This window comes from Dehalococcoides sp., from assembly GCF_041654235.1.
Taxonomy (GTDB): Bacteria; Chloroflexota; Dehalococcoidia; order Dehalococcoidales; family Dehalococcoidaceae; genus Dehalococcoides; species Dehalococcoides mccartyi_B.
In genome coordinates, this window is the sequence record NZ_JBAZDW010000001.1 from 45,326 (window position 1) to 57,822 (window position 12,497).

The window sequence follows — 12,497 nt, forward strand, 5'->3', positions numbered from 1 at the left end:
TCTGGAAGTAGCTGTATCTCTCTTATGCCTCTCATTTCGTTTTTGCCAGCTACTTGGTTTAAAATAAAACGGTATGGAGGTAAGGAAAGTATGAAAGCGGTAGTCCAAAGGGTTAGCCGGGCGTCTGTCAGGGTAAGCGGAGAGACTGTTGGGGAAATAGGGCCTGGCCTTGCGGTTCTGCTGGGAGTGGCGGAAGGGGATACCGAAGAAGATGCTGAATATCTGGCATCCAAAATAATAAATTTGCGTATCTTTTCTGATGCCGAAGGCAAATTTAATCTTTCTTTAAAAGACCTCTGCCGCGAGATGCTGGTGGTCAGCCAGTTTACCCTTATTGCAGATACCCGCAAGGGGCGCCGCCCCAGTTTTATTGAGGCTGCCCAGCCTCAGGAAGCAGACGGGCTGTACAATGTATTTATCCGTCTTTGCCGTGAGGAAGGTACGCAGGTGGCAACCGGACAGTTCGGGGCTATGATGATGCTGGAAATCTATAATGACGGTCCGGTGACTATTATTCTGGACAGTCGTGATCGTTTGAACCCCCGCCTGTAATAGTAGTTGCAACTATTTGCAATAATGAAAGGCAACTGTTAGACTAACTTTATGCACAAACAAAATTCCATAGCCGGTGAACTGGCAAGTGACGGTTTCCGTCTGACTCCACAAAGGGTGCTTATTCTGGAAGCCTTGGATATGGCTGAAGGGCATATAAGTGCAGAGGATATTTATGCTGAGGTTGGGCAGGAATACCCTAATATAAATATATCCACTGTTTACCGTACACTGGAGCTTCTGAAAGGGCAGGGTCTGGTGTTGGAAACAGATATGGGTGACGGGCGGTTACGCTATCATAGTGTCAACAAAGAGTCACACCATTATCTGGTTTGCCGAAAGTGCGGCCAAGTAACAGACTTGAGTGAAGATATGGTAAAACAGCTGGAACAGAGTATTTTTAAAACATATGGCTTTGCGGCTGATTTTAAGAATCTGGTAATCTACGGGCAATGCCAAAAGTGTAGTGCTTCTGACTAACCAACCGAAATTTAGAGTGAAATATATTCACCGCCTAAAAATGGGCGGTTTTTTTATTCCTTTATGATCGCATTCGGGTTTGCCTGGAAGGGGTGGGTGCGCAGCACCAGTGAGTACAGATGGGGATACTGGGATTTTAAGTGGATAAGGTATTTTATCCACTGGTTCAGCAGCAGGGCATACATGCGCTTTACGTCATTGGCCAGGTGGGCTTTATCTGTTTCCGGCAGGTTTTCAAGGCTGGGGCGGGCATCCAGCTCTTCCCCCAGATGGAAACTTGCCCAGAGCAGGTCGGTAAAGTCGTCTTTTTCCAGCAGGTTCGGGTTTTCCAGCAGGGTTAGCATGAAGGAACGTTTGGCAGCCAGCAGGTTTTTAAGGTGCTGTAAGTCCAGCTTGCCGGGGTTTGGCGTGTGATTGAAATGTGACGAATAAACCAGTGCCTGTTTGAATTCGGGACTTGACCAGTTTTTATTTACTCCCATGTGTGAGTCAATCTGTTCGGGGTCATCAAAGCTACCCAGTATTTTACCCAGCAGGGCATTACCCAGTTCGCTGTAAAAAGACCCCACGACCATATTCATTTTTTGGGAAATGGCGTGCTTTTCTCTGCTGGTAAGTATCCTTTCAATAACCACTACCACCAGAAAAACTTCCAACGGAATAAAAGCTAGGTCTCCCAGCATGTAAATAAATATGTGGTGGCTGTCCTGAAAAATATAGTAATGGAGCAAGTACAGAAGGGCCGAAGCCGCTAGGCTGATTATGGCTACGATGATAATAAAACGGCTTAATTTACGGCTTTCCATAGGGTTATTTAACTTTATAATGGCTTGCTTGTCAATATATACAGGATTGACCGCCTTTATCCCCTCAACTAAAATATTGACAGATCTAAAAAGGAGGCTGATATGGCAAAGTACGCACCGGATATGGTGGCGGACAAAAAAGACCAGCTGGAGCAGATTGAAGGTATTTGCCTGCCTGATGAGCTTATCCACGCAGTTTTTGACCTGAAAGGGCAGGGTACCGGATTTATCGGACTGACCAACAAACGGATAATTTTCTATGACAAGGAGTTTGCCAAAAAGGCCAAGGCTATTGTCAGTATACCCTACAACCGGGTGGCAACAGTGGGCAGTGAAGACAAAGGGGGACTCATATTCCGTAAGGGTTTTATGGTGAGTGACAAACTCTACGTGGGCGTATCCGGCCAGGCGGTCAAAGAATTTGAGTTTCGGGGTGGTGACAAGGCCCATCAGGCTCATGATATTATTATGACCTACGTGCTTAATTAAAAAATATTGGCAGGGTGAACGTTCACCCTGCCATATAATAAACTTGCCCGCATGCAGGACAAGCAGACCAGGCTAAAGCGGTTATCTTAAGCCGTAATAGTCGGCCTGCAGGCTTGCACGGCTTCTGTTCCAGAGGTAGACATATTTTGCCTTCGGGGGCATAAAAAGCCACTTGAACTGGAAAAAGGTGCGGTCAATTTGCTCAGCAATTCTGTTAGCCATTTCTTTTCTCCTTTCCGGTGTTCGTTACTTAATATAACGCAACCGGCGGGGAAAGGTTATGACTGCAAAATATAAAGGCTCTGGCCGTCGGTGGCAAAATCCAGACTGCCCCATATATCTGTGCGGTAGATGCAGTTTTCAGCCATAACCGAAATCAGGCGGGAAAGGGTTTCGGGATGGGGGTGTCCGTAGCGGTTGTCTGCGCCGACCGAAATAAGCCCGAATTCGGGTGAGGTTACATCTAGAAACCATGCACTTGAAGAATATTTTGAGCCGTGGTGGGATACCTTCAGGACGGTAGTATCTGCAAGCAGGCGTTGGGTTATTAACTGGTATTCCACGGTAGTTTCAATATCGGCACAAAAGAGATAGTTTATTTGCCCGCAGCTTAGATTCAGCACTGTGCTGTGGTTATTGTCCGTATCTGCTGCCTTACTTGAAAGCCCCCCAAACGGGCTTATTACCTCAAGTACTGCCCCGTTTGCCATAGTTATTTGCATACCCGTTTCGGCAATTCTGGCCGGTATGGCCTTTTCCGCTATCAGGTTTTGGTAGCTCTGGTAGAGGCTGTCCTGACTCCGGGTTTGGGGCAAAATCACTTCTTTCACTCTGTAACGTTCCAGTACCTCCAAAAGCCCGTTCAAATGGTCTGAATCCGGGTGGGTCAGGATAACCATTTCTATACTGCGGTCAAAAAATGGCAGGTGCTTGTCCAGTTCGCTGCAGAGTGTCTGGGGGCTGGGGCCGCCATCTATCAGGATATCCTGGTTCTGGTACTGGATAAGTATGGCATCACCCTGTCCCACGTTCAGAAAATAAACGTGGAGTTTCTGGTCAGTTGATGGGCTCAGGTTGAAAGAAAAAAACAGCACCGGCACGGCAATACCCGCCAGCAGCCAGCGCAGGTTCAGGGTAGAAGCCGGATTGGTATTGGGGCGGGAAGGGGGCATTTTCAGTATATGTTTATACAGCCAGTAGAGCATTCCCAGCAGGAAATAATAAATGCCCATCAGCATGGCACCGGGGCGTAACCCGGACATCAGCACTCCCGGCACAGAAGCAGTCAGGGATACCACCACCAGCATATACCGGCAGGGCAGCCAGGTCAGGTAGCCCATAAATATTGCCCCAGCCGGAAAAACCAGACCCAGCAAGGCGGTTAAAAATGACAGTACAATGATAAACGGCATGGCAGGCATGGCCAGCAGGGTAGCCACCGGTCCTATCAGAGATATATTTTCAAAGTAATATAGAAGTACCGGCCAGATGCCGGCAATGGCGGCCAGAGAAACCGCCAGACCGTCCAGTACCAATCCCAGAGTTGCTCTGAATATTCCTTCGGCAAGGCCTAAGCGGTCAAGCAGCCTGATGTTTAGTTCCTTCAGCATGGGGTAAACCAGTATCAGCCCCAGCATGGACATGAAACTGAGCTGGAAAGAGACAGACCACAAGATAGAGGGTGAAAAGGCCACCATGACTGCCGCCGCCAGACACAAAGCCGGCATAGCATTTTTCTGGCGTCCCAGCAGTTCGGCTGAAAGGAATATACTGGCCATAATCACTGCCCTGACCACTGGCGGGTCAAATCCGCTGAGCAGGGAATATCCCCAGATAAGTATCAGGGTTAGGTATATATAAATGTATCCCCTCTTGCCCAGTATCCAGCCCAGAGCCGCCAGAAGTATGCCTGAGAGTATGCTTAGATTGGCACCGGATATAGCCAGCAGGTGGGTAGTGCCGGATATACTGAACTCCGTCTGAATATCTTCGGGTATGCCGCTTCGTTCACCCAGCAGTATCCCTTTGGCAAGGGAGGCTTCGGGTTCGGGCATAGCCCTGCTCAGGCTTTCGGACAGGCTTTGGCGGAAGCTGAAAATAGCCGTCATCACCGGGTTTCCGTTGTCTTCAGAAAGTAGGGTTGTCTCCGGGTATACCATGACAGAGTATATCTGCTGGTTTTCCAGATAGGACTTGTAATCAAACCCGTCAAAGTTTTCCGGAGTTTTTAGGTATCCGCTTATCCGAATCTGGTCACCGTAACTGTACTCAGGATAACTTGGCAGGGTAAGCAGGACATTTCCGGATACTTCTTGCCAGCCGCTTGATGTGGCAATCCCGCTTGCCTCCAGTAATATCAGGCTGGTGCGGTCGCGTTTGTCAGGGTTTTCGGTTATTATGCCCTGAAGTTCCAGTTTGCCGCTGTCATTATAGTAATCTAGCCGGGAAGGGTCTGAATTTATGGTAATCTGGCTGTTTGCCAGCCACAATCCGCCTGAGAGAGCCAAAAAACCCAGACTTAAGCCCAGTAATAAGCGGGTTTTTTTTCTGAAAATAAACCAGAATACGCCTAGTGCCAGTGCCAAAATAATAAATGGCAAAACAGGTAAACCCAGGCGGCTTAATGCCACTCCGGCAATCAGTCCCAGACTGCACAGGCTGATAATCAAGATATATCCGCCGTTTCAGAAACGCATATCATATCTTTTATCTGGTCATACAGGCTCTGACTGAAGCCGGGTATCAGCATTAGCTCCAGAGTATTCTTAAACCCCCCGTTCTGGTTGCGATAGCTGACAATGTCGCTCGCCCGTGCTTCACCTATGCCGGGCAGGGCAACCAGCAGCCAGATTTCCGCCCGGTTCAGGTCTATTTTCTGGGCTGAAGAGGCTAATGGGGGCGGGTTGAAACTGAGGTAGATAGTTGTCAGTTCAGAGTTGTCTTTTAACCCGCCTGAGGATTCAAGCAGGCTCTGGAGAGTGTCTTGGGTACCGGCAGGATAAATACCCGGCAAGTTTATATTTCCTGAAATATATATCTCAAGTGGTTTTTCGGTAATTTGAGGAGGGGTGTATACCGCAAGTGGTGTAGTTTCCGAACACCCTTGGGCGGTTATGACCGAAAGAGCAAGTCCCAGCAGCAGACCAAACCTTTTGGAAACCTTCATATGTCCTCCCGAAGCTGTAAAAGGGATGTATAAATGTTTCTAGGCTATACCAAAAGGATTTACCCGTCAATATATATTGGATAGAAGGCTGTAAATAGTCTGACGCGGGCTGAGAGATAAATAAAAAGGGGCGATATAAAAATATTTCAGGCATGGGGGCAAGAGGGTTACCGGGCTTTAAGCGGTGGCGGTCAGGATATCACGTATCTCGGCTTCTTTGGCTGCCGAAGTGACTATCATAAACTGGTCACCGACCTGAACAGTGGTTTCGGGGCGGGGCAGTATCGGTTTGCCGTCCTTGCGTACAATGAGGGAGATAATGGTTTGGGGCGGCAGTACCAGCTCGTGTATCTGCTTGCCTACAGTCAGAGCATTTTCAGGAATGCGTATATCTATAATCTCAAGGTCTTTGCCATGTAATGTCAGCAGGTGGGTCATAGCGTGGCTGGGCACTTCGTGTTCAATATGCTCAAGTATAATATTGGTGGAGTTTACGGTGGAGTCTACCCCCAGTTGCCTGAAGACGGATTCGTTCTTGGGGTTTCTGACCCGGGCAATGGTGCGGGGTACGTTAAACTTGTACTTGGCAACCTGACAGGCTACCAGATTATCTTCGTCATCTCCGGTTACGGCAATAAGCAGGTCAGCTCTGGAAGTGCCGGCTTCGGTCAGAACGGCGGTTTCACAGCCGTCACCATGCAGGCAAACACTGCCCATTTCTTTGTTGATGCCGTCACACAGGGAAGAATTTTTTTCAATAAGAAGCACCTCGTGTCCGTCATTGAGAAGGGCTTTGAGGAGGTAATAACCCAAACGTCCGCCGCCAATTACTACAACATACATAGGTTTATTCCTTGCTCTCTATCTTGTCTTTTAGCATTTGGGCAAAGATAGTAGTGGGGCTTATGGCGTCCAGCCCAAGCAGAGTGTAAAGGTCACGGCGGAGGGGGTCATATATGCGGCAGACCACTTTTGGTACGTTGAAAATCTTTTTGGCTATCTGGGCGGCCATAATATTGCGGTTGTCACCTTGGGTAACGGCTACGAAGGCATCTGCGGTTTCAATACCAGCCTTCTTCAGGGACTCTTCGTCCATGCCGTTGCATAAAAGGGCTGTACCTTTAAAATCTGCCGGCAGGCGGCGGAAGCTATACGCATCTATATCCAGAGAGATAACTTCGTTGCCTTCTTTATCCAGCATGGTGGCCAACTGGGCGCCAACTCTCCCGCAACCCATTATGACTACTTTCATCTTTTACACCTTGCGCTGATGATAAACTATTACCCGGCAGGGGGCGTTTTGGAGTATGTAGGGAAGTACGCCACCCATGCAAAACTCTCCGAAACGGGTTTTATAGCTAAGACCTATAAGTATGAGGTCTATTTCTTTTTCTACAGCTTCGTCAATAATGGCGTTGGCTACTTCGCGTGCCTGCAGAAGGTCTGTTTCCAGTTTGACGCCTTGTTTTTCAGCTATTTCTTCAGCTTTGGCCAGAATGCCTTCGGATTTGTTTATAGCAGATGAAAGCTCTGCGTCAAGAGGCAAAGCCCGCTCAACCGGAATGATATGAACAGCAAATACTCTGGTTTTGCCGGAAACTTTAGATATAGTGCAAGCTAGGCTTATAGCCTCTTCGTCAGTTTCCGTGCCGTCTACAGGTACCAGTATACGTTCAAATTCCATAGTTTATCGGATAGCCCCTCATTTCCACAAAGTCCATTATAAACTGCAGTTTAATACTTTACAACTAAGGGGGTGTTTAACGCCAGCGCCAGAAGGCCGGCACGAATAAAACCAGTAAGGTGAAAAGCTCTATTCTGCCTACCAGCATGGCTATAAGGAGTACCAGTTTGCCTATGCCCGGTATGTCCGCATAACTGGACATGGGGCCGACAGTACCCAGAGCCGGGCCTATGTTTCCCAAACAGGAGGTAATGCTGGATAGGGCAGTAACAAAATCCAGCCCTATAGCACTCATGATTAGAAAACCTGCCCACAGGGCGGCAAAATAGAGTATAGTCAGGCCTACTGAACGCGAGATAAGCTTGTCGGAAATAACATTGCCGCCTATTTTTATGGGTATAACTGCGTTGGGGTTGAAAGTCAGGAGTATGCGGCGGTAGGTGTATTTAAACAAAACCAGCAGGCGGATTACTTTCAGACCGCCGCCGGTAGAACCGGCAGATGCACCCACTACCATCAGTACCAGTAAAATAGCCTGTGAGAAGTGCGGCCAGGTGGCAAAATCAGCGGTGGCAAAACCGGTGGTAGTCATAACTGAGGTAGTCTGGAAGCTGGCCTGACGCAAACCCTCAAAAATACCTATGCCGGCATTGGCTACCAGATCCCAGTTTATAAGGAGTATACAGCCTGCCAGAATACCTATATATAACTTGAACTCCGGGTTGCCGAAAAATTTGGCGGGACGGCCTTTCCAGAGCAGGTAGTAATAAAGTCCGAAGTTTACCCCGCTGGCCACCATGAAGAAAATAAGAATAAGTTCAACAGCCAGGTTGTTATATACTCCGATACTGCTTACGGGTGCAAAACCGCCTGTAGGGGTAGTAGCCAAAATGACATTAAAGGCATCAAATCCGGGCAGTCCGGCAATAACAAGGGCTATGAAGCCTGCCACTGTAAAACCCAGATACAGTAGCCACAGGGTTCTGGCGGTATCCCGGATACGTGAGGTCAGCCGTTCCTGCTGACCGGGTGTTTCAGCTTCCATAAGCTGGGAAGCACCAATGCCCAGCATGGGCAGGATGGTGACAAACAGCATAATGATACCCAAGCCGCCTATCCACTGGGTCAGGGAGCGCCAGACAAGTATGCCGTGAGGCAGGTTTTCTACACTGCTGAACACACTGGCACCGGTGGTAGTCAAGCCGCTCATAGCTTCAAAGATACAGTCAATAACACTGGGGAGTACCCCTGAAATGATAAAAGGGAGTGAACCGAACAGGGCGGCCATAATCCAGCTTCCGGCTACAATAGCCAGAGATTCGCGCAGGCTGATACGCCTTTCGGTGATGGGGGTGAAACGCCACAGCAGAAAGCCGGCACTTAAGGTGATGACAATGGAAATGCCAAAGGCCATTTGGTCCGGCTCTGCGTTTATCAGGCTGAAGATAAAGGGGATAAGCATAAAGCCACCCACAATGGCAATAACCAGCCCCAGGTAATGGAGAACGTTATTTATTTTCATGGTTTATTTAAACAGCTTCTCCACGTCATGCAGAACGTTTAGCTGGGAGACCACAATAACATGGTCTCCGGCATGGATAACAGCTTCGTCAGGGGGAATAATAACCTGATTATTCTGGACAACAGCCCCGATGGTGGCTTCCTTGGGGATTTCAATCTGGCTAACCTTTTGGTTTATGATACCGGCTTGTGGGCTTACCACAAATTCCACGGCTTCCAGCTGGCCGCTTTCCAGCAAAGTAGCGGCAATAGCTCCGCCGGAAAGCACAAAGTGAGCTATTTTCCGGGCAGTAATAATAGCCGGAGAACCGGCAACATCTATATCTACAGCTTCGGCCAAGGGTATGTAAGAAGGTTTGTTGATAACCGTCAGGCTACGGTCTACCCCCAGATTTTTGGCTACCAGACAACTTAAAATATTGAATTCGTCATTTTCGGTAGTGGCCACAAAAGCATCAGCCGAAGGTACGCCCTGTTCGGTCAGAAAATCCCGGTCGGTAGGGTCTCCTTTGAGTACCACCGCCTTTTCCAGCCTTACAGCCGCCTTCTGGCTTTTTTCTTCGTCAGGTTCTATCAGCTTTACAACAACGTCATGGTCTGCCAGCCCCTCGGCAACTAGCATTCCTATTTGGGTGCCTCCCAGTATAAAAACGCTGCGGGCAGGGCGTTGGATGGCACTGAACATCCGCCCCAGATAGTCCATATTGTCACGTTCGGCCACCAGATAAAGGGCATCTTCGTTTTCCAAAACCAGGTCAGGCCGGGGTACGAGAAGCTCTTCTTTACGGGCAATAGCGGCCACCACGCAGGGTTTGGCAAAATTTAACTCACTCAGGGTCTTGCCGGCCATGGGTGAGCCTTCAATAGTAAAACTCCGTATTTGGACCAGCCCGTTAGCCAGCTGTTCCACCGGGGTGGAATAGAAACTGGACAGAATGCCCAGTATTTCACGAGCCATCTCTACTTCAGGGTTTATAAATACATCAATACCCAGTGATTTGGGGCGGATAATCCGTCTGGCAGACAGAGTGGACTTGGCGGGAGGTATAAAATAACCGGTATATTCGGAATTGCGGATTCGGGCGGCAGTAGTGGCGGCGCCCATTTCTTTGGCAATAAAACAGATAACCATATTGGTTTCATCACGGTCTGTTACTGCTAAAACCAGATCGGCCCGTTGAACTTCGGCATCACGCAGTATGCGGGGAATGGCGGCATTACCGAAAATAGTTTTAATGTCCAGCTGTTGGTTAAGGTATTCAACAGCCTTTTCAGACTGCTCAACAACTACCACTTCGTGGTCTTCCACGACCAGCATGGAGGCTATATTGTAGCCTACCGTGCCGCCGCCGGCAATCACAATATACATTTTCTAGTCTCGCTGTTTGCTTATAGAGTTTCTGAATTGCTTCAGCTGGCTCAAAAGCGAACTAATCCGGCTTTTCTGTTTTCTCTCTACCCGAAAGACCTTATGATGGCAGTGCTCGTGATGAGAGATAGGTTTAAGTATTTCTTCTTTTAGCATATTCTCAAAAATATATTTCTATCATGGCACCTAGGCCACCCAATGGTCAAGTGTGTTTTTCAGGCTTAGGCATTTTAGGCAGTTGAAGGGCTGCTGTCAAATAATGGGCATATTTAGCTATGATGGATATTTTAGTGGTGTTTATGGGAGTGAGATTGCCGGCCTATTTCCAACTGGCAGAGAATATCGTTTGCCCGGCAAACCCGGCATTCCATCTGAAGGGTGATATGATTTAGAGCAAAGCCTTCTCTGAGGGAGGTTTCTATTTGCTGGCGGATATAATCAGCTTGGCTTACTGGGCAGTCGTCTATCAGCACGTGGGCGGAAAGGGCGTGGATTTCGGGGCTGATACTCCAGATGTGTATATGGTGAAAGTCTTTTACCCCCGGAATGTTTTTAACTGAAGTAGCCAACTGGCTGATGTTTATATCTTTGGGACTGGCTTCCAGTATTACCCGCAGACCCTGGCGGAAAATATTTATGCCTCCCAGACTGATAATAAGGCCGATAATTACACTGACTATTATGTCCGCCAGATAATTGCCGCTATATATTACCACCACTGCGCTTATAATAACCCCGACTGAAGCCAGCGCGTCACCGGCGGCATGCCAGAACGCACTTTTGATATTAAGGTTCTCTTTTTGCTCACTGTGCAGTATCAGGGCAACCGCCAGATTGGTTGCCAACCCCAGCAGGGCTACCGGTAAAACCAGCCAGGCATTTATTTCCGGAGGACTCTGAAAACGCTGGAAAGATTCGTAAAAAATAAAGACTGCAATGCCGATAAGGCTTATAGAGTTTAATATGGCAACCAGAACGCCTATCCGATGGTACCCGAAGGTCATTTTAAAATTGGAAGGGCGTTTGGCCTGCATTAAGGCAAAATAGCTCAGAGAAAGGGCTAAAACATCTGTCAGGACATGCCCGGCATCACTTAACAGAGCCAGACTGTTAGATGCCAGTCCGCCGACGAATTCAGCCAGGAGGATGATGCCGGAAAAAAGGATTCCCAGTTTCAGTTTATTGCTGACCGGCATCTGGTTATCGGGGGCAGTTTTTTTACTTGAGATAAGGGACATAAGTTAATGATAGCACAATTATTATAAATTGATTACGTTTGGCAGGGCTTGAGCTTTTTCTTGATTTTGACCACCCAAGACTCTATCATATATATCGTAATGAAAGAAAAAATAAATGAGATGCCGACGGCATAGGAGGACAGTTGCCTAGAATCAGTATTATCCCAAGGGAGGAAAAGTTCTTTGACCTGCTTGAGATGAGTGCGAAGAACATGGTAATTACCGCCCAGGAATTAGACAAGTTAGTTAATAACTGGGTAAATGTGGATGATCAAGTAGCCCGGATTGCAGATTTGGAACATGAGGGTGATAGTATTGCCCACCAGATTATAAACCTTCTCCACCGTACCTTTGTTACCCCTTTTGACCGCGAAGACATTGCTTTGCTTGCCCACACTATGGATGATGTTACCGACTTTATTCATTCAGCTGCAGATTTTATGTTTATTTACAAAACCGGGCGGCCCGGTGAACGTGCCAAAGAACTGGCCGCCATTATTGTGCTGGCTGCCAAGGAAGTTTCGCTGGCGGTGCCCCATCTTCGGCACAAGTCTGAGATGAAACAGGTTATTTCCCATTGCGTAGAGATAAACCGTCTGGAAAATTTGGCGGACGTGGCTTTCAGAGCGGCTCTGGGTGAGCTTTTTACCGATTCGAAAGACATGGCAAACATCATCAAGTGGCGTGAGATATTTGAACATATGGAAACTGCCACTGACAGGTGCGAAGATGTGGCTAATGTTCTTGAGGGGGTTGCCCTGAAGAATGCCTGATGCCTCGTTTTTACCTTATCTTCTTATTATCCTTTTAGCCATAGGTTTTGCCTTTGTAAACGGTACCAACGACACAGCTAATGCCATTGCCACCGTGGTTGGTACGCGTGTTTTGTCTCCCCGCAAGGCTATAATAATGGCGGCGGTTGCCAATCTTGCGGGTGTTTTTACCGGTACGGCTGTGGCCAGAACTATTGGCAAGGGCATACTGGGACCTGAATCACTTACCTATGAAACAGTTATTGCCGGACTTATAGCTGCAGTTATCTGGTCTGTGGTGGCTACCCGTAAGGGGCTTCCCGTAAGTCTGACGCACTGTCTGGTGGCCGGTTTGGCCATGGCGGGTGTGGCTATGGCAGGGTTTGGATCGGTAGATTGGGGTATTCTTTTAAAGATTATTGCGGCTGTAGGTATTGCCC

At 48.1% G+C, this 12,497-nt stretch carries 15 protein-coding genes; 5 read left to right on the top strand and 10 right to left on the bottom strand.

The window, feature by feature from the left end:
- Positions 1-90: 90 nt before the first annotated feature.
- Both dtd and WC259_RS00265 read left to right on the top strand, forming a co-directional pair.
- A complete protein-coding gene (dtd, locus tag WC259_RS00260; RefSeq protein WP_011308656.1) occupies positions 91-552 on the top strand; it encodes a D-aminoacyl-tRNA deacylase in 462 nt (153 codons plus the stop codon).
- Positions 553-603: 51 nt separating this feature from the next.
- Positions 604-1,032, top strand: a complete 429-nt coding sequence (locus WC259_RS00265) for a Fur family transcriptional regulator (protein WP_011308657.1) — start codon at positions 604-606, stop codon at positions 1,030-1,032.
- 53 nt (positions 1,033-1,085) lie between these two features.
- Here WC259_RS00265 and WC259_RS00270 read toward each other — a convergent pair whose 3' ends face one another.
- Positions 1,086-1,838, bottom strand: coding sequence for a hypothetical protein (locus WC259_RS00270; protein WP_011308658.1), 753 nt, complete (start codon positions 1,836-1,838; stop codon positions 1,086-1,088).
- Between the two features lie 102 nt (positions 1,839-1,940).
- Between WC259_RS00270 and WC259_RS00275 the strand changes: the two genes are divergently transcribed.
- Positions 1,941-2,327, top strand: a complete 387-nt coding sequence (locus tag WC259_RS00275; RefSeq protein WP_012983979.1) for a PH domain-containing protein — start codon at positions 1,941-1,943, stop codon at positions 2,325-2,327.
- A gap of 81 nt (positions 2,328-2,408) precedes the next feature.
- Here the strand turns inward: WC259_RS00275 and WC259_RS00280 are convergent, their stop codons facing one another.
- From WC259_RS00280 to WC259_RS00320, 9 genes are all read right to left on the bottom strand, one after another.
- Positions 2,409-2,549, bottom strand: coding sequence for a hypothetical protein (locus WC259_RS00280; protein WP_011308660.1), 141 nt, complete (start codon positions 2,547-2,549; stop codon positions 2,409-2,411).
- A 56-nt stretch (positions 2,550-2,605) separates the two neighbouring features.
- Complete coding sequence (locus WC259_RS00285) at positions 2,606-4,996, bottom strand: DNA internalization-related competence protein ComEC/Rec2 (protein WP_372642727.1); 2,391 nt, start codon at positions 4,994-4,996, stop codon at positions 2,606-2,608.
- Entirely contained in the window at positions 4,993-5,493 is a 501-nt protein-coding gene (locus WC259_RS00290) for a helix-hairpin-helix domain-containing protein (RefSeq protein ID WP_011928563.1), read from the bottom strand. The genes WC259_RS00285 and WC259_RS00290 overlap by 4 nt, the downstream gene beginning before the upstream one ends.
- A 177-nt stretch (positions 5,494-5,670) precedes the next feature.
- Complete coding sequence (locus WC259_RS00295; RefSeq protein WP_011308663.1) at positions 5,671-6,336, bottom strand: TrkA family potassium uptake protein; 666 nt, start codon at positions 6,334-6,336, stop codon at positions 5,671-5,673.
- A gap of 4 nt (positions 6,337-6,340) precedes the next feature.
- Positions 6,341-6,745: a TrkA family potassium uptake protein gene (locus tag WC259_RS00300; protein ID WP_011308664.1), complete on the bottom strand. Its 405-nt coding sequence runs from the start codon at positions 6,743-6,745 to the stop codon at positions 6,341-6,343.
- A gap of 3 nt (positions 6,746-6,748) precedes the next feature.
- Positions 6,749-7,177, bottom strand: coding sequence for a universal stress protein (locus WC259_RS00305; protein WP_011308665.1), 429 nt, complete (start codon positions 7,175-7,177; stop codon positions 6,749-6,751).
- 76 nt (positions 7,178-7,253) lie between these two features.
- Entirely contained in the window at positions 7,254-8,699 is a 1,446-nt protein-coding gene (locus WC259_RS00310) for a TrkH family potassium uptake protein (protein WP_011308666.1), read from the bottom strand.
- A 3-nt stretch (positions 8,700-8,702) separates the two neighbouring features.
- Entirely contained in the window at positions 8,703-10,067 is a 1,365-nt protein-coding gene (gene trkA / locus WC259_RS00315; RefSeq protein WP_011928565.1) for a Trk system potassium transporter TrkA, read from the bottom strand.
- 287 nt (positions 10,068-10,354) lie between these two features.
- Positions 10,355-11,263, bottom strand: a complete 909-nt coding sequence (locus tag WC259_RS00320) for a cation diffusion facilitator family transporter (RefSeq protein WP_236888135.1) — start codon at positions 11,261-11,263, stop codon at positions 10,355-10,357.
- A gap of 185 nt (positions 11,264-11,448) precedes the next feature.
- Here WC259_RS00320 and WC259_RS00325 point away from each other — a divergent pair, with 185 nt between their 5' ends.
- Positions 11,449-12,078, top strand: a complete 630-nt coding sequence (locus tag WC259_RS00325) for a DUF47 domain-containing protein (RefSeq protein ID WP_011308670.1) — start codon at positions 11,449-11,451, stop codon at positions 12,076-12,078.
- On the top strand, positions 12,071-12,497 hold a 427-nt coding region (locus WC259_RS00330), incomplete at its 3' end, for an anion permease (protein ID WP_372642732.1). The genes WC259_RS00325 and WC259_RS00330, both read left to right, overlap by 8 nt.

Bases quoted from the DNA above. Each gene is read 5' to 3' on its own strand.
- WC259_RS00295 (WP_011308663.1), bottom strand. From the start codon at position 6,336: ATGTATGTTGTAGTAATTGGCGGCGGACGTTTGGGTTATTACCTCCTC.
- trkA (WP_011928565.1), bottom strand. From the start codon at position 10,067: ATGTATATTGTGATTGCCGGCGGCGGCACGGTAGGCTACAATATAGCC.
- WC259_RS00310 (WP_011308666.1), bottom strand. From the start codon at position 8,699: ATGAAAATAAATAACGTTCTCCATTACCTGGGGCTGGTTATTGCCATT.
- WC259_RS00300 (WP_011308664.1), bottom strand. From the start codon at position 6,745: ATGAAAGTAGTCATAATGGGTTGCGGGAGAGTTGGCGCCCAGTTGGCC.
- WC259_RS00305 (WP_011308665.1), bottom strand. From the start codon at position 7,177: ATGGAATTTGAACGTATACTGGTACCTGTAGACGGCACGGAAACTGAC.
- WC259_RS00320 (WP_236888135.1), bottom strand. From the start codon at position 11,263: ATGCCGGTCAGCAATAAACTGAAACTGGGAATCCTTTTTTCCGGCATC.
- WC259_RS00280 (WP_011308660.1), bottom strand. From the start codon at position 2,549: ATGGCTAACAGAATTGCTGAGCAAATTGACCGCACCTTTTTCCAGTTC.
- WC259_RS00265 (WP_011308657.1), top strand. From the start codon at position 604: ATGCACAAACAAAATTCCATAGCCGGTGAACTGGCAAGTGACGGTTTC.
- dtd (WP_011308656.1), top strand. From the start codon at position 91: ATGAAAGCGGTAGTCCAAAGGGTTAGCCGGGCGTCTGTCAGGGTAAGC.
- WC259_RS00270 (WP_011308658.1), bottom strand. From the start codon at position 1,838: ATGGAAAGCCGTAAATTAAGCCGTTTTATTATCATCGTAGCCATAATC.
- WC259_RS00275 (WP_012983979.1), top strand. From the start codon at position 1,941: ATGGCAAAGTACGCACCGGATATGGTGGCGGACAAAAAAGACCAGCTG.
- WC259_RS00290 (WP_011928563.1), bottom strand. From the start codon at position 5,493: ATGAAGGTTTCCAAAAGGTTTGGTCTGCTGCTGGGACTTGCTCTTTCG.